We start from the raw sequence: 24,996 nt of genomic DNA on the forward strand, positions 1-24,996 counted from the left end.
GGTGGCGCCCGCGCCGAGGACCAGCCTACGCACCGGGGGAGGTTCGCGAGAAGCCGCTCAGTCCTGCGCGCGCTCCGCGAGCACCTCCGCGACGCGGCCGAGGTTCGCGAGCAGCGCACGGTGCTCGTCGGGCGTCCCCCCGACCACCCGACCGAGTCCCGCCGCGTGCGTGCGCGACGCGCCGAGGAGCGTCACGTCGTCGAGAGCGGCAGGTGGGAGACCGATGCGGCGCCAGGGCGTCGCGACGAGGTCCGCGAGCTCGCCGAGCGCCGGGCCGGCGCACTGCGAGACCTTCGCGGGCGGCAGCGCCGCCCACAGCCCCACGCCCCGCTCGACGGCCCGCGCGACCGTCTCCCACAGGCGCTCGTCCCACGCGCCCAGGGCCAGCCCGACGGCGTCCGCACCCGCCAGCACGACCGGCGCGATCCCGACCCGCGCCGACCCCACGTGCACGACCGTCGACGCGTCGGACGCGCGCGCGGCGTCGAGCACCGGCCGCAGACCGTCGACGAGGTCCGGTCCCGCGACCGCGCGCAGCCGCGAGAATCCCGAGAAGGTGGGCAGGGCGCCCGCCCCGACCGCGGCGAGCAGGGGCTCGTCGAGCTGCACGACGACGTCGGCCCCGGGGACCTGGCGCCGCACCTCGGCGACGTGCTCACCCACCCCGGCCGCGAGCGCCTCCACGAGGTCGTGGACGGCGCCCCGGTCGGACAGCACGCGGTCGCCGCGCGCCAGGTAGAGCTCCGCCGCGAGCGTCCACGGGCCCTGCACCGTCACGGCGAGCGGACCGGTGTACCCGGAGGCCGCGATCGCGAGCGCCTCGACGTCCTCGCGGACCAGTGCCTCGGCGCGGCGCTCGTCGGCACCGGGGTGGTCGGCGAGCTTCCAGCCGTGCGGACCGAGCTCGACCGGCAGGCCGGGCAGCAGCGCGGCCGTGCGCCCCGTCGCGTCGGCGCCGGGACCGCGCCCGACGAGCTGCGCGAGGAACGGGATCCCGCGCACCCCCGTGGGCACCGCGGCGAGGTCGCCGAGCACCGTGAGCTGCGCCTCGAGGACCTCGCCCTCGCCGCCGGGCCAGGGCCCCAGGCCCGTCACGGCCGTCATCGGACCGCTCCCCGGACAGCCGGGGCACCACGTACGTCACGGATCATGCGTCCGTCACCTCTCTCCAGGAGTACTCGAAGGACGGAGCCGTGCCGAGACCTCGCCGAGGCCCGGGGGCGCACCTCTGCCCGGGACGGTACCCACCGGAGGACACGACCGACATGAGGGTCCACGACGACGGCCGTCGCACGACGGCACCAGACCACGGCCTGCGCGGTGCCACGGCGGTCAACAAGGCCGTCGCGATCACCGTGCACACGCAGGCCATCCCGGGCAACCACGCCGACGCGCTCGCCGCGCTGCTCGCGCCCGGGTTCCGCGACCACGACGCCGGCCGGGACGGCGGGGTCGAGTCGCTCGTCGCGACCATGCACTGGCACGCCGACGCGTTCGACGACCAGCGCGTCGACGTGCTGCACGCCGTCGCGGAGGGCGACCTCGTCGCGCTGCACGTCGAGGTGAGCGCGCGCCACACCGGCTTCTACCGCGGGCTCGCGCCGACGGGGCGACGCTTCCGCGTGCGCGAGATGCACGTGCTGCGCTTCGCGGAGGGGCGCGAGGTGGAGCACTGGTGCGTGCGCGACGAGCCGGCGCTCGCGCGAGCCCTCGCTCAGGACGACACCGCCGTGCGGGCGGGCTGAGCCGACACCGGGGCGGGAGCGCCACGGGACGCACGCGAGGCACGGTAGGCCCGGTCGACCGTGGCCTGGCCGAGCACGCGCGTGCCCGCGTAGACGACCAGCGACTGCCCGGCGGCGACGCCGCGCAGCGGCGTGCCCGTGAGCTCGACCGTCATCGCCGCCGTGTCCCCCACGTCGGCGGAGCCGCCGTCGGTGGCCCGTACGCGCGCGGGCACCGGGGCGCCGTGCGCGCGGACCTGCACCTCGGCGTCGAACGGATCCCCCGGTCGGGCGAGCGGTGCGGGGCCGTCGAGGACGCCGTCGAACCAGACCGCTCCCCCGGCCTCGATCCGGTCGACGCTCAGCAGCTCGGCCGGTCCGACGACCACGCGGTTCGCCGCGGGCTGCACGTCGAGCACGTAGCGGGGCCGACCGTCGGGCGCCGGGCGGTCGATCCCGAGCCCCTTGCGCTGGCCGACCGTGTACGAGTACGCGCCGTCGTGCTCGCCCAGGACGCGGCCCTCGGTGTCGACGACCTCGCCGGGGCGCGAGCCGAGCCGGTCGCGCAGGAACCCTTGCGTGTCGCCGTCGGCGACGAAGCAGATGTCGTACGAGTCGGGCTTGGCCGAGACGGAGAGCCCGCGGCGCGCGGCCTCGGCGCGGACCTCGTCCTTCGACGCGAAGTCGCCGAGCGGGAACATCGCGCGCGCGAGCCGCTCGGGTCCCATGACCGCGAGCACGTAGGACTGGTCCTTCGCCGCGTTCGGCGATCGGTGCAGCTCGCGAACGCCGCCCGTCCCGTCCGGGGCCGCCCCGCGCGTCACGACGCGCGCGTAGTGGCCGGTCGCGACGGCGTCGAAGCCGAGCGCGGTCGCCTTGTCGAGCAGCGCCTCGAACTTGATGTGCTCGTTGCAGCGCACGCAGGGGTTGGGCGTGCGGCCGGCCTCGTACTCGGCGAGGAAGTCGGCCACGACGGTGTCCTCGAACCGCTCCGAGAGGTCCCACACGTAGTACGGGATGCCGAGCACGTCGGCGGCGCGCCGCGCGTCGCCCGCGTCCTCGATCGAGCAGCAGCCCCGCGACCCGGTCCGGAACTGGTCCCGGTTGCGGGACAGGGCCATGTGGACGCCGACGACGTCGTGCCCCGCCTCGACGGCGAGGGCCGCGGCGACCGCGGAGTCCACGCCGCCGGACATCGCGGCGAGCACCCTCATGCCGCACCCCCGCTCGCGACGGGCGCGCTCGTCGTCACCGGCGCGGGGGGCGGCGGGGCCGCCGGCCGGGTCCGGGCGGGCGACGACGCGAGCCCGGCCGCCCGGGCGCGGTCCACCGCGGCGGGCAGCGCGTCGAGGAGGTGCGCGACGTCGTCGGGCGTGGACGAGGCCCCGAGCGAGAAGCGCAGGGCGCCGCGCGCGTCGTTCTCCGGGACGCCCATGGCGAGCAGGACGTGGGACGGCTGCGGCACCCCCGCCTGGCACGCCGACCCGGTGGACGCCTGCACCCCGGCGGAGTCGAGCAGGTAGAGCAGGGAGTCGCCCTCGGCCCCGGGGAACGTGAAGTGGGCGTTCCCGGGCAGCCTCGCGTCGGCCTCCTCGCCCGTGCCGGGAGCGGTCTCGGGACCGCTGAGGACGGCGTCCGGGACCACCTGGCGCACTCCCGCGACGAGCTCGTCGCGCAGCGACTGCAGGTGGCGCGCCCGCTCCGCGCGGCTCGCGACCGCCTCCGCGACCGCGACGCCGAACGCGCGGATCGCGGGGGCGTCGAGCGTCCCGGACCGTACGCCGCGCTCCTGGCCGCCACCATGCAGCACGGGTGTGAGCGGCGCGTCGCGCCGCGCGATCAGCGCCCCCACCCCCACCGGCCCGCCGAGCTTGTGCCCCGAGACCGTCATCGCGTCGAGGCCGCTCGCCGCGAAGTCGACCGGGACCTGACCCACGGCCTGCACGGCGTCCGAGTGCACCGGGATGCCGTGCGGGCGCGCGAGCTGGACGACCTCGTGCACGGGCTGCAGCGTGCCGACCTCGTTGTTCGCCCACATGACCGAGATGAGCGCGATCTCGTCGGCGTGCTGCGCGAGCTCGGCCCGCAGCGCGTCGAGGTCGACGCGACCCTGCGCGTCGACCGGCAGCAGCACGATCTCCGCACCCGCGTGCTCCGCCATCCAGAACGCCGGGTCGAGGACCGCGTGGTGCTCGACCGCGGAGACGACGATGCGACGGCGGCTCGGGTCGGTCGTGCGCCGGCCCCAGAACAGGCCCTTGATCGCGAGGTTGTCCGCCTCGGTGCCCCCCGCCGTGAGCACGACCTCGCTCGGCCGTGCACCCAGCGCCGCGGCGACCGCCTCGCGCGCCTCCTCGACCGTGCGCCGCGCGGCGCGGCCCGCGGCGTGCAGCGAGGACGGGTTGCCCGTGCGCGACAGCTCGTCGACGAGGGCGTCCCGAGCGGCCGCCGAGAGGGGTGTCGTGGCGGCGTGGTCGAGGTACGCGACTCCCCGGGCGGTGGCGGAGGAGGTCCCGGAGAGGGCGCCGGATGGCTGGGTCACGGTCACCCAGTCTACGAAGCAGCCGACGAATCGCCGCCCCGCTCCGGTTCACCCTGCGGTCCGTCGCTGGACAATCGCCCCAGACACGCTATTTTGTCTCAGGTCTGTGCCCGGCCGTCGGCCGGTCCCGACCCTCGAACCAGGCCGCGCGCCGATCGTTCCGTCGCGGGCCCGGCACCCCGGCAGGACAGCCCCGTGCGGCCCGTGCGGCACAGGCAGCGCCTGCCGGCACACCCGTGAGCCGAACCAGGGGAAATGGCACCACGATGCCCGACGACGTCGCACCCGCCGTGGACGGGACCTCCCACGTCCCCGTCGCCGCCGGCGGACGCCGCCTGCGCTGGGGCGACCTGCCCCCCGCGCTGCGCGACGAGCTCGAGGCGGTCGCCGGGGGGAGCGTCGTCGGGGAGACGTCCGTGACGTCCGGTTTCAGCCCCGGCCTCGCGTCCGTGCTCGAGCTCGACGACGGCCAGCGGCTCTTCGTCAAGGCGGCCCGCTCGGCGGACGAGCCGGTCGCCGCCGACCTGCACCGCGCGGAGGCGAGGATCGCCATGCGGTTGCCGCGCCAGATCCCGACGCCCCGGTTCGCCTGGGGGCACGGCGACGGCGACTGGATCGTCCTCGCGTTCGAGGTGGTCGACGGGCACGTCCCCGCCACGCCCTGGGTGCCCGACGAGCTGGACCGCGTGCTCGCGGCGCTCGAGACGCTGGCGGCCGTCCCGGGCGCGCGCGCGATGCGCCTGCCCCCCACGGGGCCCGACTTCGCTCGCCTGTCGACCGGGTGGCGCGCACTGCGCGACGACCCCGACCCCGGGCTCGGGTCCCTGGTGCCATGGGCGGCCGAGCACCTCGACGCGCTGGCCGAGGCGGAGCGCAGCGCGCTCGTCGCGTGCGAGGGCGAGTCCTTCGTGCACGGCGACCTGCGCGCCGACAACGTCCTCCTCACGCCGTCGACCGTCTACCTCGTCGACTGGCCGCACGCCTCGCGCGGCGCGGGGTGGCTGGACCTGGCGATGTTCCTGCCGAGCGTCGTCATGCAGGGCGTCGCGGGCGTCGTCGGCCCCGTGACGCCGCAGGCGGACGCCGCGCGGCGCGCGCGCGGCGGCGCGTGGGCGGCCGCCACGTTCGCGGCGCACCCGCTCACCCGCGACGTCCATCCCGCCGACCTGCGCGCGGTCGTCGCCGGCATCGCCGGATACTTCCTCCACTCCGCGCGCAAGCCGGAGATCCCGAGCATCCCCAACCTGCGCCCGTTCCAGCGGGCACAGGGCGTCGCGGCGGTCGCGTGGCTCGAGCACGTGGGCCTCTGCGACCACTGAGCCGACGGCGCCGGTCCCCTCGAGGGTGACCGGCGCCGTCGGGCACGACGAGCGCTCGCTCAGTCCTTCCAGACCTGCACGACCGCCGGCCGCGGGCCCGCGAACGCGCCGGGCGGCACGGGCGCGCCCGGGGTCACGTAGTCCGGGAACCGCGACTGCGGGTTCGCGAACGAGCCGTCCTCGCCCGGGTGCTGGACCGCGACGTAGACCATCCGGTCCTCGGAGTCGATGACGGGACCGCAGGTCTCGCCACCGGCGGGGACGGACAGGAACTGCTGGACGCGGCCGCGCTCGCGACCGCTGAGCGGCACCTTGAACAGCCCGTCGCACTTCTGGATCGTGCTCGGCTGGCCGTCCGTGGAGATCCAGAGGTTGCCCTCGGCGTCGAACGCGAGGTTGTCGGGGCACGAGATGGGCGACACCTTGTCCTTCGGGTAGCCCGCGAAGTACGTGGAGGCGTTCGTCGCCGGGTCGCCCGCGACGAGGAGGAGGTTCCACCGGAACGTCAGCGCCGCGGCGTCGTCCCGGTCCTCGACGATCTCCACGACGTGCCCGTCGCGGTTGGTGTTGCGCGGGTTCGGCTCCGTCGCGGCCTCGGTGCCCGACGGGCCGCGCGAGGTGTTGTTCGTGCACGCCACGTAGACGCGGCCCGTCACCGGGTTCGGCTCGACGTCCTCGGGACGGTCCATCTTCGTCGCGCCGACCTTGTCCGCCGCGACGCGCGTGTAGACGAGCACCTCCTCGACGCTCATGCCCTCCACCTCGCTGCGCCCGTCGACCACGAGCGGCAGCCACTCGCCCCGGCCGTCGAACGCGCCGTCGGACGGCAGGGCGCCCGAGCCGTCGATCTCGCCGGCGGGCGAGTCACCGACGAACCGCGCGACGTACAGCGACCCCTCGCTGAGCAGCGTCTTGTTGTGCCGGCGCGCACCGTCGCTGTTGCCCGGACGCATCGTGCGCGAGGAGACGAACTTGTAGACGTAGTCGAAGCGCTCGTCGTCGCCCATGTACGCCACCGCGTGGCCGCGGCGGGACAGGATGACGTTCGCGCCCTCGTGCTTGAAGCGCCCCAGCGCGGTGTGCTTCACGGGCGCCTCGTCCGGCGCGTACGGGTCGATCTCGACGATCCACCCGAACCGGTTCGGCTCGTTCTCGTAGCCGGCGTTGCGCGCGTCGAAGCGCGGGTCGTCGAGCTCCCAGCCGTAGCCGGTCGCGGCGTCGCGCAGGCCGTAGCGCGCGTCGTTCCCGGTGCCCGCGGTCCGGAAGTAGCCGTGGAAGTTCTCCTCGCCGGACAGGACCGTGCCCCAGGGCGTCGTGCCGCCCGCGCAGTTGTTGAGCGTGCCGAGGACGCGCGTGCCCGACGGGTCGGCCACCGTCTTCAGCAGCTCGGTGCCCGCCGCCGGACCGTCGACGCGGAACTCCGTGCCGATGTGGACGCGGCGGTTCGAGCGGCTGTCGGGCACGTACTCCCACGGCTCCCCCGTGCGACGGCGCCGGACCTCCACGACCGACATGCCGTGCGCGGCACGCTCGATCGCCCGACGGGTCGCGGCGTCGTACGAGTCGTCGAACATCACGCCGGGGTTGGTGTACTCGTGGTTCGTCACGAGCAGACCGCGCGTGCCGCGGCCGTCGTCCTTGTGGCGGCCCCACCACCACAGCCCGCGGTTGCGCTCGTACGGGAGGATGTCGAGGTAGTCGTTGTTGTAGCCGAACTGCAGCGCCTGCTGCTCCGGCGACTGGTTCGCCGGGTCGAACGCACGCCCCCCGCGCAGGATCGGGTCGCCCCAGCGGATGATCGGGCGCCACGCGTAGCCGTCGGGCACGACGAACGCGTCCGTCGCGGCGGCCTGCGGGGCGATCGGGCCGAACGACAGGCCCTTGCCCGCGCCGTGGCCGCCACCGCCCCACCCGCCGTGCGCCGGCACTGCGGCCTGCGCGGAGGGCGCGGTCGCCGTCTGTGCACCGACCACGACGACGGCGGCCCCGACCGCGAGCCCGCCGAGCAGGGCGCGGCGCGAGAGGGCACGGCCGGCGACGTCGCGGAAGTACTCGTTGTCGCTCGCGTTGGGCGCCGCGTGCGAGCACGCGTCGGCGCACTTCAGGCGGCACGTCACCGGGCTGCGCTTGCCGCGCGCGTAGGGCGCGAGCGGCAGCATCGTGCGTCGCTCGGGGGCGGGAGTGATCGTCATCGGGCTTCTCCACGGGTCGGGGGCCTCCTCGTGACGAGGAGTCGGCCCGACGCTAGGAACGGTCCGTGACGACCGGTGTGCCGGCAGGTGGCGAGCGGGTGAACTCTGGATGCCCACCGGGTGGTGGCCGGCGCCCGTGGTGCGGGCACCGGCCGCGGTCAGCCCTGGGCCGCCCGGTGCTCGCGGATGACCTGCGCCGCCTGCGGCAGCACGTCGGCGAGGTCGCCGACCACCGCGAAGTCCGAGATCTCGAACAGGGGGCACTCCGGGTCGTTGTTCACCGCGACGACGACCTGCGACGCCTGCATGCCCCCGCGGTGGTGCGGGGCGCCCGAGACACCCGCACCGATGTACAGCCGCGGCGCGACGGTGACCCCGGTCTGGCCCACGAACTGGTCGTGCCAGCCCTCGTAGACGGCGTCGCGCGTCGCGCCGACCGCCGCGCCGAGTGCGTCCGCGAGCTCGAGGACGGGCTCGAAGTCGCCGTTCGTGCCGCGCCCGCCGGTGACGACGATCGCGGCCTCGCCGAGCGCGGGCCGTCCCGCCGCGGACGCGGGGTGCACGGTCCGCGAGACGACGCGGGCCGACGTCGCGGCGGCGGACAGGTCGACGGAGAACCCGACGACCTCGGTGCCGACCGCCTCGGGCGCCGGCTCCGGCGCGACGGAGTTCGCGCGGACCGTGAGGACGGCGATCTCCGTGGTCACGGCGCTGCGCACGTCCCACGACCCGGCGAAGACGCTCTTGCCGGCGACGACGTGCCCGGCGTCCGCGCCGTCGTCGGCCACGTCCAGCGTGGTCGCGTCGACGACGAGGCCGGCGCCCGTGAGGAAGGCGAGGCGCGCCGCCGCCTCCTTGTTGGGGAACGACGAGGTGAGCAGCACGACGTCGGCGTCCGTCGCGCGCACCGCCGCGGCGAGCGCCTCGGCGACGACGGGCGTGAGGTGCGCGACGTCGCCGCCCACGCCGTGGCCGTCGGCCGAGAGCTCGGCCTGACGGACGGTCTCGACGCCGTACGCGCCGAGCTGGGCGAGCACCTCGAGGCTCGGGGCCTCGAGCGCGACGGCCTCGACACGGCCGACGCCGCGCGCGTGCGTGAGGAGCTCGAGCCCGGGCGAGCGCAGCTCGCTGCCGGGGCTGTCGAGCAGGACGAGGACGGTGCGGTTTCCCGTGGGAGTCGTTGCGGTCATGGCGGCGTCCTCTCAGACCAGCTCGTTGCGGATGAGGTACTCGGCGAGCGCGCGGCCGCCCTCTCCCTTGTCGACGACGATCTCGACCTCGGGCCGCGGTGGGCGCGGCGACGCGGCGAGCACCCGCGTGCGGGCGCCGGCGTCGCCGACCTCGGCCGGGTCCACCTCGAGGTCCGCGAGGCTCCACGCCTCCACCTGCTTCGTGCGGGCCGCCATGATGAGCTTGAAGTTCGGGAACCGCGGGTCGTTGGCGTGGTCCGTGACGCTCACGACGGCGGGGAGCGGCGCCTCGAGCACCTCGTCGACGCCGTCGAGCTCGCGCGTGACGCGCGCGGTGCGGGCGCCCGCCTCGCCGTCGAGCTCGAGCGTCCCCGCGAGCGTGAGCTGGGGCAGGTCGAGCTCGGCCGCGAGGAGCGCCGGCACGACGGACCCCAGCCCGTCGAGCGCCGCCATGCCCGTGACCACGAGGTCGACCGGGGACTCCGCGGAGAGCCGACGAACGGCCGCGGCGAGCACGCGCGCCGTGCCGAAGTAGTCGGAACCGGCGATCGCGTCGTCGCTCACGCGCACGCCGCGGTCCACGCCGAGCTGGAACGCCTTCTTCACCGCCGCGTCGGCATCCGGCCCGGCGACCGTGACGACGACGACCTCGCTCGTCGCGCGCTCGTCCTCCGGGAGACCCTCGACGACACGCAGAGCGGCCTCGAGCGCGTTCTCGTCGAGCTCGTTGAGCGTCCCCTCGTCGGAGCGGCGGACGACGCGCCCGTCCTCGAAGGCCCGGTCGGCATGGATGTCCGGGACGTACTTCACGGCGACGACGATCCGCATCGAGTGCTCACTCCCTGTGCTGGGCGGTGGGTCGGGCAGCGTGCCCGCCCTGCACAGGAAGCGTACCGGCGGCTGCACGACGGGGCCGGTGACACCCGCCACAATGGACGGGTGCACGCTCCGTCCGACTTCCCGGCGCCCGCCCGCGTCGACCGCCACGCGCCCGTCCCCCGGCTCGGTGTCCAGCTGGCCGGTGACGGGGTCGACGTCGCCGTCCAGGCCTCCCACGCGACCGCCGTCGAGCTGTGCCTGGTGGACGTCGACGACGGCGCCGCGTCGCGGTTCCGCGAGCGCCGGGTCCCGCTGACGGGACCTGCGTTCGGCATCTGGCGCGCGCACGTGCCCGGGGTGCGGGCCGGTCAGCGCTACGGCTTCCGGGTGCACGGGCCGTGGGACCCCGCGGCGGGTCTGCGGCACAACCCGGCGAAGCTGCTCGTCGACCCGTACGCGCGCGGGCTCGTGGGCGAGCTCGTCGACGACCCGGCGATCCGCGGCCACGCGGGCGACGACCCGTACGGACCGGCGGACGACCGCGACTCGCTGCCGTTCGTCCCCCACTCCGTGGTCGTGGCGGAGCCGACGGGCCCGCTCGCGCCACGGCCGCACGTGCCCTGGTCGGAGACGGTCGTGTACGAGGCGCACGTGCGCGGGCTCACGCAGCGTCTCGACGCGCTGCCCGAGCGCCTGCGCGGGACGTACGCGGGGCTCGCGCACCCGGTGACGATCGAGCACCTGCGCTCGCTCGGCGTCACGACGGTCGAGCTGCTGCCCGTGCACGCGAACGTCCCGGAGCCGCACCTGCTGGCGAGCGGCCGCACCAACTACTGGGGCTACTCGACGCTGGGATTCTTCGCCCCGCACGCCGCGTACGCCACGCGCGCGGCGCAGGCCGCCGGCCCGGGCGCCGTCCTCGACGAGGTGCGCGGCATGGTGCACCTGCTGCACGAGGCGGGCCTCGAGGTGCTGCTCGACGTCGTGCACAACCACACGTGCGAGGGCGGCGCCGACGGGTACCACCTGTCGTGGCGCGGCCTCGACAACGCGGTCCACTACCTGCACGACGGCGCGACGCCCGCCCGGCTGGCCGACGTCACCGGGACGGGCAACTCGCTCGACTTCCGCCGGCCCGCCGTCGTGCGCGCCGCGCTCGACTCGCTGCGGTACTGGGCCGAGGTCGTGGGCGTGGACGGGTTCCGCTTCGACCTCGCGGTGACGCTCGGGCGCGGCGAGAGCGGCTTCGACCCCGACCACCCGTTCCTCGTCGCGCTCCAGACCGACCCGGTGCTCAGCGGGCTCAAGCTCGTCGCCGAGCCGTGGGACGTCGGGCCGGGCGGATGGCGCACGGGCCAGTTCCCGCCGCCGATGGCCGAGTGGAACGACCGCTTCCGGGACGCCGTCCGCCAGTTCTGGCTCGCCGACGCGCGCGAGGCCTCGCACGGACGACCGGGCCACGGCGTGCGCGACCTCGCGACCCGCCTCGCGGGGTCCGCGGACCTGTTCGGCCACAGCGACCCGCCGCTGCTGCGCGGCCCCGTCGCGTCGGTGAGCTACGTGACGGCGCACGACGGCTTCACGCTCGCCGACCTCGTCGCGTACGACCACAAGCACAACCTCGCGAACGGCGAGGGCAACCGGGACGGCACGAACGACAACAGGTCGTGGAACCACGGCATCGAGGGCCCGGTCGCGACGCCCGACGCGACGTCCGTCGTGGCCGGCCCGCACGGCGCGGCAGGCCCGGACGGCGCGGCGGGAGCGGGCGGCGCGGCGGGAGCGGGCGGCGCGGGGCACGGCACGGGTGCGGTCCCCGAGGACGGGCACGGCGCCGGAGCGCTCGGTCCGGGCGTCGAGATCGCGCCGCTGCGGCGGCGGTCGATCCGCAACCTCTTCGCGACGCTCGTGCTCGCAGCGGGGACCCCCATGATCACGGCCGGCGACGAGATGGGCCGCACCCAGCGGGGCAACAACAACGCGTACGTGCTGGACGACGAGACGTCGTGGGTCTCGTGGGACCTGTCGCCGTGGCGCAAGGACCTCCTGGCGACCGCCCGCCACCTGCTCGCGCTGCGGCGCGAGCACCCGGCCCTGCGACCTGACACGTTCTTCACCGGGCGCCCCGTTCCGGGGTCGGACGTCCCCGGGGTCCCCGACCTCGTGTGGTTCGACGCCGACGGCGCGCTCATCGACCACGGGACGTGGCACGACCCGCACGTGCGCACGCTCCAGATGCTGCGCACCGCCCCCGAGCCCGGCACGAGCGACGTCCTCGTCGTGCTGGCGGGCTCGCTCGACGCCGTCGAGGTGACGCTGCCGGGCGTGCGGGCCGCCGTGGGCAGCACCCCCGAGCGGTGGACGCTCGCGTGGGACTCCGACTGGGAGCACCCCGACGACCAGGGCGACGAGGACGTCCGGGCGGGCGACGTCGTCGTGCTCGAGCCGCTGAGCCTGCGGGTGTACGTCTCGCCCGCCCCGCCGAGGGAGGACCCGGGCACCGCAAGGTAGTGCCCCGGTGTCGGGAGGTGGTGACCCGGTGTCGGGAGCCGGAGGCTCCCGTCCGCGCCCGGTGTGCCCTAGTGTTCGCGCATGAGTGACACCGTGGTCGACTCCCCCGACAGCTCGCACACCGTCGAGAGCCCCGACGTCGTCGTCGTGGGGGCGGGCCTCGCCGGTCTCGTGGCCGCGACGGAGCTCACCGCCGCGGGCCGTCGCGTCGTGCTGCTCGACCAGGAGCCCGCCGCGAGCCTCGGCGGCCAGGCGTGGTGGTCGTTCGGCGGCCTGTTCCTCGTCGGCTCGCCCGAGCAGAGGCGCATGGGCGTGACCGACTCCGCGGACCTCGCGTTCGACGACTGGCTCGGGTCGGCGCAGTTCGCGCCCGGCGCGGACCGCGGCGAAGGACCCGACCGCCACGGCTACGCGTGGGCCCGCGGGTTCGTCGACTTCGCGGCCGGCGAGATGCGGGGCTGGCTGCACGACAAGGGCGTGCGCTGGTTCCCGCTCGTGCAGTGGGCCGAGCGCGGCGGGTACCCGGTGCGCTCGGGAGCCGACGGGAGCGCGGCCGGCGCGCACGGCAACTCGGTCCCGCGCTTCCACGTCACGTGGGGCACCGGCCCGGCGGTCCTCGAACCGTTCGTCCGTGCCGCGCTCGACGCGCGTGCAGCCGGCCTGCTCGACCTGCGGTTCCGGCACCGGGTCACGTCGCTCGTCGTGACCGACGGCGCCGTGACGGGTGTGCGGGCCGAGATCCTCGCGCCGTCGGACGCCGAGCGCGGGGCGCCCTCCTCGCGGGACGTCGTCGGCGAGGTCGAGATCGCTGCGAGCGCCGTCGTCGTGACGTCCGGCGGGATCGGGGCGAACCACGAGCTCGTGCGCTCCCGGTGGCCGCAGGCCGCCGGGACGCTGCCCGCGCGGATGCTCTCCGGCGTCCCCGACTCCACGGACGGTCTGATGATCACGGCGGCCGCCGACGCGGGCGCCACGCTCGTGCACGAGGACCGCATGTGGCACTACCCCGAGGGCATCGCCAACCACTCCCCCGTGTGGACCGACCACGGCATCCGCATCCTGCCCGGCCCGAGCTCGCTGTGGCTGGACGCCGACGGCAACCGCCTGCCCGCACCGCTGTTCCCGGGCTTCGACGCGCTCGGCGCGCTCCAGCACGTCACCGAGCGCGGCGACGACCACTCCTGGTTCGTGCTCAACAAGGCGATCATGGAGTCCGAGTTCGCGCTGTCCGGCTCGGAGCAGAACCCCGACCTCACCGGCAAGGACGTGCGGCTGCTCGCCCAGCGCGTGCTGCCCCGCGCCGTCGGTCCGGTGGCCCGGTTCGCCGAGCAGTCGCCCGAGTTCGTCTGGGCCGACTCTCCCGAGAAGCTCGCGGCGGGGATGAACGCGCTGACCGACGCGACGCCGGGCTCGCGCGGGCACGTCGACCCCGACGCGCTCGCCCGGGTCGTGCGCCTGCGCGACGAGCAGGTCAGCACGGGCCTCGGCAAGGACCCGCAGGTCGTCGCGACGGCGATGGCGCGGCGCTACCGCGTGGACCGGCTCATCCGCGTGTCGCCGCCGCGCCCGCTCACCACCCCGAAGGACGGGCCGCTCCTCGCCGTCCGCCTCTCGGTGCTGACCCGCAAGACGCTCGGCGGGCTGTGGACCGACACGTCGGCGCGCGTCCTGCGCGCGGACGGCTCCGTGCTCCCCGGTCTCTGGGCCGCGGGCGAGGCGGCGGGCTTCGGCGGCGGCGGGGTGCACGGGCACCGCGCGCTCGAGGGCACGTTCCTCGGCGGCTGCCTCTTCTCGGGTCGCGTCGCCGGCCGGGCTCTCGCGGCCGCGCTCGCCTGACGTCCCCCGCGGTAGGGTCCGGGCCATGACCGTGCCCGACGACGCGTCCCCGGCCCTCGCACCCGACGTCGCCCCGGGCATTCCGTCGCCCGGGCGCGACGACGCGCCCCGGCCGGGCCGCGACGTCGGGCGCGGGGTGGGCACCGGCGTCGGGCGCGGGGACGCGGCCGAGTGCGAGCGGTTCTTCCGGCGCAACGGTCTGCCGCTCCTCGTCGAGGGCCACTCGCTCGACCGTGACGTGTTCGGGCGGTCCGCGCCGTTCCTCCTCGTGGTGCTGCTCGCCGAGCTGTCGGGGGCCGTCCGGATGGGCTGGCCCGCGTGGGCCAACGCGCTCGCGCTGCTCGGCGGCGCCGTGCTCGTCGGAGCCGCCTACGCCGGGCTCAACGTGCTGCGCGGCCGACGGTGGTCGACGCTGCCGCAGTCCGTCGGCCTTCCCGAGCTCGCGTTCTTCGTCCTCGCGCCCGCGCTGCTCCCGCTCGTGTTCGGCGGGCAGTGGGCCGACGCGCTGCTCACCGTCGTCGGAAACCTCGTGCTGCTGGGCGTGGTGCGCGTGGTCGTCGGCTACGGCGTGCTGTCGTCGCTGTGGTGGGGGCTGGCGCGCGTCGTCGACGAGCTCGGGGCGTCGCTGCTGCGGCTCGTGCGCCTGCTGCCGCTGCTCCTCGTGTTCTCGCTCGTGCTGTTCTACAACGCCGAGGTGTGGCAGGTGTTCGACCGCACGCACGGTGTCGCCGACCTCGTGCTCGGCGGGTTCTTCCTCCTGCTCGTCGTGCTGTTCGTGGCGCTGCGCGTGCCCGGCGAGGCGCGCGAGGCGCTCGCGGACGCCGCCGCCGACGTGCCGGACGGTGAGCGGGCCGCGCGGTTCACGCGGAGGCAGATGGCGAACCTCGCGGCGATGATCGCCACGAGCCAGCTGCTCCAGGTGCTCGTCGTGAGTCTCGGCATGGGGGTGTTCTTCATGGCGCTCGGGACGCTCACCGTCACGCCCGAGGTCATGGCGCTGTGGGACGTCGACGGCGGCACGTGGGAGCGGTCGTTCGCGCTCGCGGGCGGTCCGGGCGTCGAGGGGGCGCAGCTCGTCGTGACGCAGACGCTGCTGCGCGTCTCCGTCGCGATCGCGACCTTCACCGGGCTCTACTACGCCATCTCCGTGCAGGTCGACGCGGTGTACCGCGAGGAGTTCGTCGAGGGCATCGGTACCCAGCTCCGAGACGTCCTGCGCACCCGCGCCCGCTACCTCGACCTCCTCACCTCCGCGAGATAGAGCCTCCCGCCGCGAGATAGAGCTCGCCGAGCTCTATCTCGCGACCGTGAGTTCTATCTCGCGGCACGTCGGACGAGAGCCGTCCGGATCCGGCGGACGAGCAGGTCCGGGTCCGCGAGGTCGCCCCACGTGACGCGCAGCACGAGCCAGCCGGCCTCCACCAGCGCGTCGTGGCGCGCCTTCTCCGCGAGCAGCCGAGCCTGCGGGTCGCCGTACTTGCCGCCGGAGTACTTGACCGCACCGTCGAACTCGACGGCGACCTGCTGCTGCGTCCAGGCGAGGTCGAGCCGGTACTCGCCGCGCCAGGTCGACACCACGTGGTTCGGCTCCGGGCGCGGGAGCCCACCGTCGATCGCGATCCACCGGACCGCGCTCTCACCGGGAGACTCCGACCGCCCGTCGGCCTCGGCCAGCACCTGTCGCGCCCGTCGTACTCCTCGTCCTCCGGCGGCAGCGTCAAGGATCTGTGCCACCCGCTCGAGGTCCGCACCGGCACGGATCCCGGAGTCCGCGACGACGATGCCAGCCGTCGGCGTGAGGTGCCGCGCGCAGTCGACGATCGTCCGCTCGAGCGAGGTGACCGGCAGCCCGTCGGCTTCGCCCCGATCGGCCTCGGGGAGCGCCGTCCAGTGCCGTCGGACACCCGGGTCGGTACGACGCCGCACGGACGGGTTCCCGAGTTGCGTCACGTGCACCTCGTCGGAGAGGCGCCACGTCCAGAGACCGTGCAGGACAGCGGCGGTCGAGTGGCTGAACCAGTAGTCCGTCGTCAACCGCTCGGCGAGCGCGACGGCCTGAATCACGACCGTCTGCCGTCGACGCTGCGCCGGCTGCGTCGACGCAGAGGGCGTGCTCACGTAGATTCCCTGGCGCGCCCGCACGAGCGTGCCGCGGCGCAGCGCTCCGGCGATCTCCGCACGCCGCTCCGCGGAGAAGCGCACGACGGAGGGCAGAGGCGTGGTCGACGGCGCGTCGACACGTCCAGCCGGGCGACGTGTTCCTCGTGGGCGACCTGCCGCTCGCCGCGCCGACTCGACCTCGTGCCCGTCCGTGTCCATGCGGCACAGCCTGGCCGAGCCGGCACGGCGTCGCCAGACCGGCAGGCGGGCCTGTGGACGAGCCAAGAGCCTGTGGACCGCGCACCGCACGTGGACGAGCGGAGGAGCCGTCGCCACCTCGCCCTGGCGGTATCCGCGAGGTAGAAGCCGCGGTCGCGAAATAGAACGTGGCGGGTTCTACCTCGCGACCGCGGGTTCTACCTCGCGCTCAGGTACGCATCTCAGGCGTTGGCGACCAGGCCGAGCTCGGCGACGCTCGGCAGGCCGGCATGCTTCGGCACGATGCGCACGGTGTAGCCGAACGGGCCCGACGACTCGAGCACGACCTCGCCGGCGAACGCGTGCCGGCCCGCCTCGTAGGTCTCCGCGAGCGCGAGCGGCTCGGCGGTGAACTCCTCGATGACGTCGGCCTCGGTGACGCGGCCGTGCACGACCTGCACCTCGACGTCCTCCGGGCGCAGGTCGCCGAGCGAGACGTACGCGCGCACGGTGAGCGTGTCCCCCACCTGCGGGACCTCGCTGATGCCGCTCGAGTCGACGTGGTCGACGCGCACCCGGGACCAGCCGTCCCGCACCGACCTCTTCCAGTGCGCGAGCTCGCGCGCAGGCTCGAGCCCGTCGGCGGCGAGCGCCCGCCCGGCGGCGGCCGCGGGGGCGTAGAGCCGCGTGACGTACTCGCCGACCATGCGCGTGGCCTGCACCTTCGGCCCGAGCGTCGCGAGCGTGTGCCGCACCATCTCGAGCCAGCGCTCGGGCACGCCGTCCGCGGAGCGGTCGTAGAAGCGCGTCGCGACCTGCTGCTCGACGAGGTCGTACAGCGCCGCGGCCTCGAGGTCGTCGCGGCGGTCCGGGTCGTCCACGCCGTCGGCGGTCGGGATGGCCCAGCCGTTCTCGCCGTCGAACCACTCGTCCCACCAGCCGTCGAGGATCGACAGGTTGAGTCCGCCGTTGAGCGCCGACTTCATGCCCGAGGTCCCCGACGCCTCGAGCGGACGCAGCGGGTTGTTGAGCCACACGTCGCAGCCCGGGTACAGCGACTGCGCCATGGCGATGTCGTAGTTCGGCAGGAACACGATGCGGTGGCGCACCTCAGGGTCGTCGGTGAACCGGACGAGCTGCTGGATGAGCCGCTTGCCCTGGTCGTCGGCGGGGTGGGACTTGCCCGCGACGACGAGCTGCACCGGGCGCTCCGGGTGGAGCAGGAGCGCCTTGAGCCGGTCCGGGTCGCGCAGCATGAGCGTGAGCCGCTTGTAGGTGGGCACGCGGCGGGCGAACCCGATGGTCAGCACGTCGGGCGAGAGCACGTCGTCGATCCAGCCGAGCTCGGCCGGGCTCGCGCCGCGCTCGCGCCACGACTTGCGCACGCGGCGCCGCGCCTCGTCGACCAGCCGGCCGCGCATCTCGCGCCGGATCGCCCACAGCTCCGTGTCGCTCACGGCAGGCCCGTCGCCCACCGCGCCCCCGTCGACCGTGCCTTCGCGGCCGGTCCGCAGCCAGCCCGACGACGCGGCGTCGGCCGTGAGCTCGTCGAGCCCGAGCCGCTCGGCCTCCAGGGCCGCGAGCGCCGGGTCGACCCAGGTGGGCGAGTGGACGCCGTTGGTCACCGACGTGATCGGCACCTCGCGCGCGTCGAACCCCGGCCACAGGCCCTCGAACATGCCGCGGGACACCTGCCCGTGCAGGAGCGAGACGCCGTTCGCACGACCGCCGAGCCGCAGCCCCATGACGGCCATGTTGAACACCGTGGGGTCGCCGCCGTCGTAGTCCTCGGCGCCCAGCGCGAGGATCCGGTCGACCGGCAGGCCGTCGACGGCCATGTCCCCGCCGAAGTACTGCGTGATCAGGTCGCGACCGAAGCGGTCGATGCCGGCCGGGACGGGGGTGTGCGTCGTGAAGACCGTCGCGGCGCGGACCGCCTCGAGCGCCTCCTCGAACGTCAGGCCCTGCTCGACGAGCTCGCGGATCCGCTCGACGCCGAGGAAACCCGCGTGGCCCTCGTTGGTGTGGTAGACCTCGGGCGCCGGTGCGTCGGTGAGGCGTGACCACAGGCGCAGCGCCCGGACCCCGCCGACGCCGAGGAGCAGCTCCTGCTGGAGCCGGTGCTCGCCGCCGCCGCCGTAGAGGCGGTCCGTCACCTTGCGCGCCGCCTCGTCGTTGCCCGGCACGTTCGAGTCGAGCAGGAGCAGCGGCACACGGCCGACGGCCGCGACCCAGACGTGGGCGTGCAGCGCCCGCCCGCCCGGCAGGTCGAGGGACACGCGCGCGGGCGTCCCGTCGTCCTCGCGCAGCAGCGTCAGGGGCAGTCCGTCCGGGTCGAGCAGCGGGTAGGTCTCGACCTGCCAGCCGTCGCGCGTGAGCGACTGCTTGAAGTACCCGGCGCCGTACAGCAGCCCGACGCCGACGATCGGCACGCCGAGGTCGCTCGCGCTCTTGAGGTGGTCGCCGGCGAGGATGCCGAGGCCGCCCGAGTACTGCGGGAGCACCGAGGTGATGCCGAACTCGGGCGAGAAGTACGCGATCGCGGCGGGCAGCGCGTCCCCGCCGCTCGCCGATCCGTCGTCCGCCCCGCCGGCCGACCGGGTCGCCGCCTGCTGCTGGTACCACAGGTCGTCCTGCAGGTAGTGGCGCAGGTCGTCGGCGGCGGCGCGCACCCGCTCGACGAAGGCGGCGTCGCCGGCGAGCTCCGCGAGCCGCTCGGGACCGAGGACGCCGAGCAGCGCGACGGGGTCGCCGTGGACGGCCGACCAGCACTCGGGGTCGATCCCGGCGAACAGGTCGTGCGTCGGGGCGTGCCAGGACCAGCGCAGGTTGTGGGCCAGCTCGTCGAGGTCGCGCAGCGCGGCGGGCAGCAGGGTGCGGACGGTGAACCGTCGGATCGCTCTCACGGGCACGAGACTACGCAGCCCGACGACCCGGCACACCCCGTCCGTGTCACCTCGACGTAACACCTGCATGAAATCTCTGTCGCACCTCCCGGCACGCCGGGAGCGCTCCCCAGGTGCCGGGTCCCCGCAGCCCTCGCTACGTTGTCCGTGTGACGTCGACCCCACCGGCCAGCGCCCCCCTCCGCTCGCCCGTCCCCTCCCCTGCCCCCGCCACGCCGATCGGCCGCATCCCCGTCCTCGAGGTCTCCCCCGTCGTCGAGGGCGGCCGCTGGCCCGCCAAGGCCGTGGTGGGCGAGATGGTCCCGATCGAGGCCACCGTGTTCCGCGAGGGTCACGACGCCGTCGCGGCGACCGCGGTCCTCGTCGCCCCCGACGGGTCGGAGCGCACCGCGCGCATGGTCGACGTCGCACCGGGCCTCGACCGGTTCCGCGCGACGCTCCACCCCGACGTCGAGGGCCCGTGGTCGCTGCGCGTCGAGGCGTGGAGCGACCCCTACGGGACCTGGGCGCACGACGCGACGATCAAGATCGAGGCGGGGGTCGACGTCGACCTCATGCTCGCCGAGGGCGTGCGCCTCTTCGAGCGCGTCCTGGCCGACGGCGCGGCGCCGGGCGGGCGGCACGCGTCCCCGACCGCGGGACCGACCGGTTCCCGCCGCGACCCCGACGACGGCCGCACGCTCGCCGACGCCGCCGCGGCGCTCGCCGACGCCGGCCGCCCCGCGCTCGCACGCCTCGCCGCGGCGACGGCCCCCGAGGTCCGCGAGGCCCTGGACCGCGCCCCGCTGCGCGACCACGTGACCGCGTCGGCCACGTACGACCTGCGCGTGGAGCGGCCGCTCGCGCTCGCGGGCGCGTGGTACGAGATGTTCCCGCGCTCGGAGGGTGCGCGCCGGCTCAAGGACGGGCGCTGGCGGTCGGGGACGTTCACGAGCGCGGCCCGGCGCCTGCCGGCGATCGCGGCGATGGGCTTCGACGTCGTCTACCTCACGCCGGTCCACCCGATCGGCACCACGCACCGCAAGGGCCGCAACAACTCGCTCACGGCGCTGCCGGGCGACCCGGGCAGCCCGTACGCGATCGGCTCGAAGGACGGCGGCCACGACGCGATCCACCCCGAGCTGGGCAGCGAGCGGACGTTCAAGGCGTTCGTCAAGGAGGCCCGGCGCAACGGTCTGGAGGTCGCGATCGACCTCGCGCTGCAGTGCTCGCCCGACCACCCGTGGGTGAGCGAGCACCCGGAGTGGTTCACGACGCGCGTCGACGGCTCGATCGCGTACGCGGAGAACCCGCCGAAGAAGTACCAGGACATCTACCCGCTGAACTTCGACAACGACCCCGCGGGCATCTACGCCGAGGTGCTGCGGGTGGTGCGCGTGTGGATCGACCGGGGCGTCACGGCGTTCCGCGTGGACAACCCGCACACGAAGCCGCTCGACTTCTGGGAGTGGCTGCTCGCGGAGGTGCGGCGCACGAACCCCGAGGTGATCTTCCTGTCGGAGGCGTTCACCAAGCCCGCGATGATGCACACGCTCGCGCGCATCGGGTTCCACCAGTCGTACACGTACTTCACGTGGCGCAACTCCCGCACGGAGCTCGCGGAGTACCTCGAGGAGGTGTCGGGACCCGCGGGCGCGTACATGCGGCCGTCGTTCTGGCCGACGACGCACGACATCCTCCCGCCGTACCTCCAGCACGGCGGGGTGGCCGGGTTCGCGGTGCGCGCGGTGCTCGCGGCGCTCGGCTCGCCGACGTGGGGGATCTACTCCGGCTACGAGCTCGTCGAGAACGTCCCGCGCCCCGGCGTCGAGGAGCAGATCGACAACGAGAAGTACGAGTACAAGCCGCGCGACTGGGCCGCCGCCGAGGAGATCGGGATCTCGACGCTGCTCACGCGGCTCAACGAGATCCGCCGCGACCACCCGGCGCTGCGGCAGCTGCGCAACCTCACGGTCCACCCCACGACGAACGACCAGGTGCTCGCGTTCTCGCGGCACCTGCCCGCCGAGCACTCCCCGACGGGCGTGGCGGACACGGTCGTCGTCGTGGTGAACCTCGACCCGCACTCGCCGCAGGAGTCGGACGTCCACCTCGACCCCGTCACGCTCGGCCTGCCCGCACCCGCGGAGGGGCACGACCCGTGGGCGCCGTCGTTCGTCGCGCACGACGAGCTGTCGGGCGAGAGCTTCGGCTGGGGCGAGAACGTGTACGTGCGGCTCGAGCCCCTGCGCCAGGTCGCGCACGTCGTGCACGTGAGGCAGGCATGATGCCGCCCGCTCCCGGGCGCGCGGACGGTGGGACGACCTGGGTCGCGGGCGTGCCCGTCTCGTCCCGCGGTGTCTCCGCAGGCCCGGCGCCGGTGCCGCCGATCACCGCTCCGGTCCCGATGGCGGCGCTGCCGCCACGCCGTCAGCCGGTCGCCGCGACCGAGACGCGCCCCGGGCTGTCCGACGACCCGGACTGGTACCGCACGGCCGTGTTCTACGAGGTCATCGTCCGCGCGTTCTCCGACTCGGACGGCACGGGCACGGGCGACCTGCGCGGCCTCGTCGACCGCCTGGACTACCTGCAGTGGCTCGGCATCGACGCGCTCTGGCTGCCACCGTTCTTCCCGTCACCGCTGCGCGACGGCGGGTACGACGTCTCGGACTACACCGCCATCGCGCCGCAGTACGGGTCGACGTCCGACTTCGCCGAGCTGGTCCGCGAGGCCCACGCGCGCGGCATCCGCGTCGTCATCGACCTCGTCATGAACCACACGAGCGACCAGCACCCGTGGTTCCAGGCGTCGCGCGCCGACCCCGAGGGCCCGTACGGCGACTTCTACGTGTGGAGCGACGACGACTCGCGCTACCCCGACGCGCGGATCATCTTCGTCGACACCGAGACGTCCAACTGGACGTTCGACCCCGTGCGCCGCCAGTTCTTCTGGCACCGGTTCTTCTCCCACCAGCCGGACCTCAACTTCGAGAACCCGCGCGTCGCCGACTCGATGCTCGACGTCGCGCGCTTCTGGCTGCAGATGGGTGTCGACGGGTTCCGGCTCGACGCCGTGCCGTACCTGTACGAGGAGGAGGGCACGAACTGCGAGAACCTCCCGCGCACGCACGACTTCCTGCGCCGCGTGCGGAAGATGGTCGACACCGAGTTCCCCGGGCGGATCCTGCTCGCCGAGGCGAACCAGTGGCCGCGCGAGGTGGTGGACTACTTCGGGACCGAGGAGGAGCCGGAGTGCCACATGTGCTTCCACTTCCCGGTGATGCCGCGGATCTTCTACGCGATCAGGGACCAACGGGCGAACCAGGTCCTCGAGATCCTCGCGGACACGCCCGACATCCCGCCCGGGGCCCAGTGGAGCACGTTCCTGCGCAACCACGACGAGCTGACGCTCGAGATGGTCTCCACCGAGGAGCGCGCGTCGATGTACGGCTGGTACGCGCAGGATCCGCGCATGCGCGCGAACGTCGGGATCCGGCGCCGCCTCGCCACGCTGCTCGACAACTCGCGCAAGGAGGTCGAGCTCGCGCACGCGCTCCTGCTCTCGCTGCCGGGCAGCCCGTGCCTGTACTACGGCGACGAGATCGGGATGGGCGACAACATCTGGCTCCCCGACCGCGACGCCGTCCGCACGCCCATGCAGTGGACGCCGGACCGCAACGCCGGGTTCTCGACGGCCGACCCGGGCAAGCTGTACCTCCCGCTCGTCCAGTCGCTCGTGCACCACTACGGGTACGTCAACGTCGAGGCGCAGCTCGAGCAGTCCACGTCCCTGCTGCACTGGGTCCACGGCATGCTCAAGGTCCGTCGCCGCCACCCGGCGTTCGGCACGGGCGACTTCGTGGCCCTCGACTGCGACAACGAGTCGATCCTCGCGTTCCTGCGCCGCTCCCCGGACGAGACCCTGCTGTGCGTCGCGAACCTGTCCGCGACCGCGCGCTCCGCGACCGTCCGGCTGGGCGACCACGCCGGGGCGACCCTGACCGACGTCTTCGGCGGCGCGCGCTTCCCCGACGTCGGTGAGGACGGCACGGTCTCCATGACGTGGGGCTCGCGCGACTTCTACTGGCTCGTGGTGGGCCAGCCGGAGGACGACGACTGACCGCGCTCGAACATCGCGGCCACCATCCCTTCGATCGTCCGCGCCCTGACGTCCGAGCGCACGACCGCCCCGGAGCGGCGCGCCACGCGGAGCCGTGGTGCCATGGGAGGCGACCCGACCCGACCGAAGGAGACGCGTGGCCCTACGACGGACGGAGCTGCCCTCCCCGGCGCTCCTCGCGCTCCTGGACGACTGGCTCCCCACCCGACGCTGGTACCCGGTCAAGGGGGTCGATGTCCGGCACGTCCCGTGGATCGCGTTCGCGCTCGACCCGCCCACCGGAGCCGTCCCTCCGTCCGACGACGCCCCGCGCGTCGTCCTCCACCTGCTCCGGCTCCTGGGCGACGGCGTGGAACTCGTGGTCCAGGTGCCCCTCGTGCTCGAGCGTGCCGGCGCAGCGGCGACCGGCGGGCCGTCCCGCATCGGCGAGGTCGTGGAGGACGGCGGCACGTGGGTCGTGCACGACGGCGCGGCCCACCCCGCGTGCTGGGGCGCCCTGCTCGCGGCGTCCACGTGGGACGGGGCAGCGCCCGAGCCCGTGGACCTCGAGGGCGGCCGCGCGCTCGCGGTCGAGCAGTCGAACAGCTCGGTCCTCCTCCCGGGGACCGCGGGCGGCACGATGCTCAAGGTCCTGCGCGCCATCGCGATCGGGCCCAACCCCGACCTGACCATCCCGCGCGCTCTCGCCGCCCAGGGGTGGTCCGGCGTGCCGAGGCCGCTCGCGTGGCTCGAGGTCACGTGGGATGCGGAGGACGACGCCGAGCGCACGCCGGAGGCCACCCCCGAGCGCTCGGCGCACCTCGCGATCCTCAGCGAGTTCGTCGACGGCGCGCGCGACGGCTTCGACCTCGCGTGCGCCTACGCGGGCCAGGACGCGTCGTTCGCCGACCTCGCGTTCGACCTCGGCCGCGTCCTCGCCGACCTGCACGCCGCCCTGCGCGAGGCGTTCGGCACCGGGGCGCCCGTCGACGCCGCGTGGCTCGTCGCCGACCTGCGGCGACGGTCCGAGGAGGCCGTCGCGTCCTCGCGCGCTCTCGCCCGCCGCGCGGACGGCGTCGCGGCGTTCTGGGACCGCACGGCCCAGCGCCTCGCGGGCGTCACGCGCGTCCCCGACGCCCTCCCGCGGCTCCAGACCGTGCACGGCGACCTGCACCTCGGGCAGGTGCTGCACGCGCGCCGCTTCGGCTGGAAGGTGCTCGACTTCGAGGGCGAGCCCCTGCGCCCCGTGGCGGAACGGACGCGTCCCGACCTCGCCCTGCGCGACGTCGCCGGGATCGTCCGCTCGTTCGACTACGCCGCGGCGGTGGGGCGTGCGACCAACCCCGGCTGGGCCGTGCAGGCGCGCAGCGCGTTCCTCGAGGCCTACGCGCGTGCCGACACGGCCGGCGTCGACCGCGACACGTCCGAGGCGCTCGTCCGGGCGCTCACGCTGGACAAGGCGCTCTACGAGGTCGTGTACGAGTCGCGCAACCGGCCCGACTGGGAGCCGATCCCGCTCGCGGCCGTGGACCGCCTGCTCTCGGGGAACTCCTGATCCTCCGGGCTCGCCGCCGCCGGGAG

Annotated in this window: 16 protein-coding genes; 8 read left to right on the forward strand and 8 right to left on the reverse strand. The window is 74.7% G+C overall.

Annotated elements, in window-relative coordinates:
* Positions 1-57: 57 nt before the first annotated feature.
* The gene (locus V5D56_RS17615) at positions 58-1,104 is read right to left on the reverse strand and encodes a hypothetical protein (RefSeq protein ID WP_435736569.1); all 1,047 of its coding nucleotides are present in this window, start codon (positions 1,102-1,104) and stop codon (positions 58-60) included.
* Positions 1,105-1,265: 161 nt separating this feature from the next.
* On the opposite strand from V5D56_RS17615, the gene V5D56_RS17620 reads away from it, so the two are divergent.
* On the forward strand, positions 1,266-1,745 hold the full coding sequence (locus tag V5D56_RS17620; protein WP_435736570.1) for an ester cyclase: 480 nt from the start codon (positions 1,266-1,268) through the stop codon (positions 1,743-1,745).
* On the opposite strand, the gene mnmA is transcribed toward V5D56_RS17620, so the two are convergent.
* Positions 1,715-2,938: a tRNA 2-thiouridine(34) synthase MnmA gene (gene mnmA / locus V5D56_RS17625; protein WP_435736571.1), complete on the reverse strand. Its 1,224-nt coding sequence runs from the start codon at positions 2,936-2,938 to the stop codon at positions 1,715-1,717. The genes V5D56_RS17620 and mnmA overlap by 31 nt on opposite strands.
* Complete coding sequence (locus V5D56_RS17630) at positions 2,935-4,266, reverse strand: cysteine desulfurase family protein (RefSeq protein ID WP_435736572.1); 1,332 nt, start codon at positions 4,264-4,266, stop codon at positions 2,935-2,937. Before V5D56_RS17630 ends, mnmA begins: the two co-directional genes overlap by 4 nt.
* A 266-nt stretch (positions 4,267-4,532) precedes the next feature.
* Between V5D56_RS17630 and V5D56_RS17635 the strand changes: the two genes are divergently transcribed.
* Positions 4,533-5,585 (forward strand): aminoglycoside phosphotransferase family protein, encoded by a 1,053-nt coding sequence (locus V5D56_RS17635; RefSeq protein WP_435736573.1) that lies wholly within the window; start codon positions 4,533-4,535, stop codon positions 5,583-5,585.
* Between the two features lie 59 nt (positions 5,586-5,644).
* Here V5D56_RS17635 and V5D56_RS17640 read toward each other — a convergent pair whose 3' ends face one another.
* From V5D56_RS17640 to V5D56_RS17650, 3 genes are all read right to left on the reverse strand, one after another.
* Positions 5,645-7,777 (reverse strand): PhoX family protein, encoded by a 2,133-nt coding sequence (locus tag V5D56_RS17640; protein WP_435736574.1) that lies wholly within the window; start codon positions 7,775-7,777, stop codon positions 5,645-5,647.
* A gap of 158 nt (positions 7,778-7,935) precedes the next feature.
* On the reverse strand, positions 7,936-8,967 hold the full coding sequence (locus V5D56_RS17645; protein ID WP_435736575.1) for an electron transfer flavoprotein subunit alpha/FixB family protein: 1,032 nt from the start codon (positions 8,965-8,967) through the stop codon (positions 7,936-7,938).
* A 12-nt stretch (positions 8,968-8,979) separates the two neighbouring features.
* Positions 8,980-9,795: an electron transfer flavoprotein subunit beta/FixA family protein gene (locus tag V5D56_RS17650; protein ID WP_435736576.1), complete on the reverse strand. Its 816-nt coding sequence runs from the start codon at positions 9,793-9,795 to the stop codon at positions 8,980-8,982.
* Positions 9,796-9,906: 111 nt separating this feature from the next.
* On the opposite strand from V5D56_RS17650, the gene V5D56_RS17655 reads away from it, so the two are divergent.
* From V5D56_RS17655 to V5D56_RS17665, 3 genes are all read left to right on the forward strand, one after another.
* Positions 9,907-12,297 (forward strand): glycogen debranching protein, encoded by a 2,391-nt coding sequence (locus V5D56_RS17655; RefSeq protein WP_435736577.1) that lies wholly within the window; start codon positions 9,907-9,909, stop codon positions 12,295-12,297.
* A gap of 81 nt (positions 12,298-12,378) precedes the next feature.
* Entirely contained in the window at positions 12,379-14,133 is a 1,755-nt protein-coding gene (locus V5D56_RS17660) for an FAD-binding dehydrogenase (protein WP_435736578.1), read from the forward strand.
* A 25-nt stretch (positions 14,134-14,158) separates the two neighbouring features.
* Entirely contained in the window at positions 14,159-15,394 is a 1,236-nt protein-coding gene (locus V5D56_RS17665; protein ID WP_435736579.1) for a hypothetical protein, read from the forward strand.
* A gap of 53 nt (positions 15,395-15,447) precedes the next feature.
* Here V5D56_RS17665 and V5D56_RS17670 read toward each other — a convergent pair whose 3' ends face one another.
* Both V5D56_RS17670 and glgP read right to left on the reverse strand, forming a co-directional pair.
* Positions 15,448-16,452: a hypothetical protein gene (locus V5D56_RS17670; protein ID WP_435736580.1), complete on the reverse strand. Its 1,005-nt coding sequence runs from the start codon at positions 16,450-16,452 to the stop codon at positions 15,448-15,450.
* A gap of 221 nt (positions 16,453-16,673) precedes the next feature.
* Entirely contained in the window at positions 16,674-19,337 is a 2,664-nt protein-coding gene (gene glgP / locus V5D56_RS17675) for an alpha-glucan family phosphorylase (protein WP_435736581.1), read from the reverse strand.
* A 149-nt stretch (positions 19,338-19,486) separates the two neighbouring features.
* On the opposite strand from glgP, the gene V5D56_RS17680 reads away from it, so the two are divergent.
* The 3 genes from V5D56_RS17680 (at position 19,487) to V5D56_RS17690 (ending at position 24,970) form a co-directional block, all read left to right on the forward strand.
* Entirely contained in the window at positions 19,487-21,604 is a 2,118-nt protein-coding gene (locus V5D56_RS17680) for an alpha-1,4-glucan--maltose-1-phosphate maltosyltransferase (protein WP_435736582.1), read from the forward strand.
* A 119-nt stretch (positions 21,605-21,723) separates the two neighbouring features.
* The gene (treS, locus tag V5D56_RS17685; RefSeq protein ID WP_435739069.1) at positions 21,724-23,436 is read left to right on the forward strand and encodes a maltose alpha-D-glucosyltransferase; all 1,713 of its coding nucleotides are present in this window, start codon (positions 21,724-21,726) and stop codon (positions 23,434-23,436) included.
* A 136-nt stretch (positions 23,437-23,572) separates the two neighbouring features.
* Positions 23,573-24,970, forward strand: a complete 1,398-nt coding sequence (locus V5D56_RS17690; protein WP_435736583.1) for a maltokinase N-terminal cap-like domain-containing protein — start codon at positions 23,573-23,575, stop codon at positions 24,968-24,970.
* The last annotated feature ends 26 nt before the right edge of the window (positions 24,971-24,996 follow it).

The organism is Cellulosimicrobium sp. PMB13 (assembly GCF_051294865.1).
In the GTDB taxonomy this organism is placed as follows: domain Bacteria; phylum Actinomycetota; class Actinomycetes; order Actinomycetales; family Cellulomonadaceae; genus Cellulosimicrobium.

Excerpts from the sequence above, each read along its gene's own strand:
- V5D56_RS17615 (WP_435736569.1), bottom strand. The coding sequence starts at position 1,104 with ATGACGGCCGTGACGGGCCTGGGGCCCTGGCCCGGCGGCGAGGGCGAG.
- V5D56_RS17620 (WP_435736570.1), top strand. The coding sequence starts at position 1,266 with ATGAGGGTCCACGACGACGGCCGTCGCACGACGGCACCAGACCACGGC.
- mnmA (WP_435736571.1), bottom strand. The coding sequence starts at position 2,938 with ATGAGGGTGCTCGCCGCGATGTCCGGCGGCGTGGACTCCGCGGTCGCC.
- V5D56_RS17635 (WP_435736573.1), top strand. The coding sequence starts at position 4,533 with ATGCCCGACGACGTCGCACCCGCCGTGGACGGGACCTCCCACGTCCCC.
- V5D56_RS17640 (WP_435736574.1), bottom strand. The coding sequence starts at position 7,777 with ATGACGATCACTCCCGCCCCCGAGCGACGCACGATGCTGCCGCTCGCG.
- V5D56_RS17645 (WP_435736575.1), bottom strand. The coding sequence starts at position 8,967 with ATGACCGCAACGACTCCCACGGGAAACCGCACCGTCCTCGTCCTGCTC.
- V5D56_RS17650 (WP_435736576.1), bottom strand. The coding sequence starts at position 9,795 with ATGCGGATCGTCGTCGCCGTGAAGTACGTCCCGGACATCCATGCCGAC.
- V5D56_RS17660 (WP_435736578.1), top strand. The coding sequence starts at position 12,379 with ATGAGTGACACCGTGGTCGACTCCCCCGACAGCTCGCACACCGTCGAG.
- V5D56_RS17665 (WP_435736579.1), top strand. The coding sequence starts at position 14,159 with ATGACCGTGCCCGACGACGCGTCCCCGGCCCTCGCACCCGACGTCGCC.
- V5D56_RS17670 (WP_435736580.1), bottom strand. The coding sequence starts at position 16,452 with ATGGACACGGACGGGCACGAGGTCGAGTCGGCGCGGCGAGCGGCAGGT.
- treS (WP_435739069.1), top strand. The coding sequence starts at position 21,724 with ATGGCGGCGCTGCCGCCACGCCGTCAGCCGGTCGCCGCGACCGAGACG.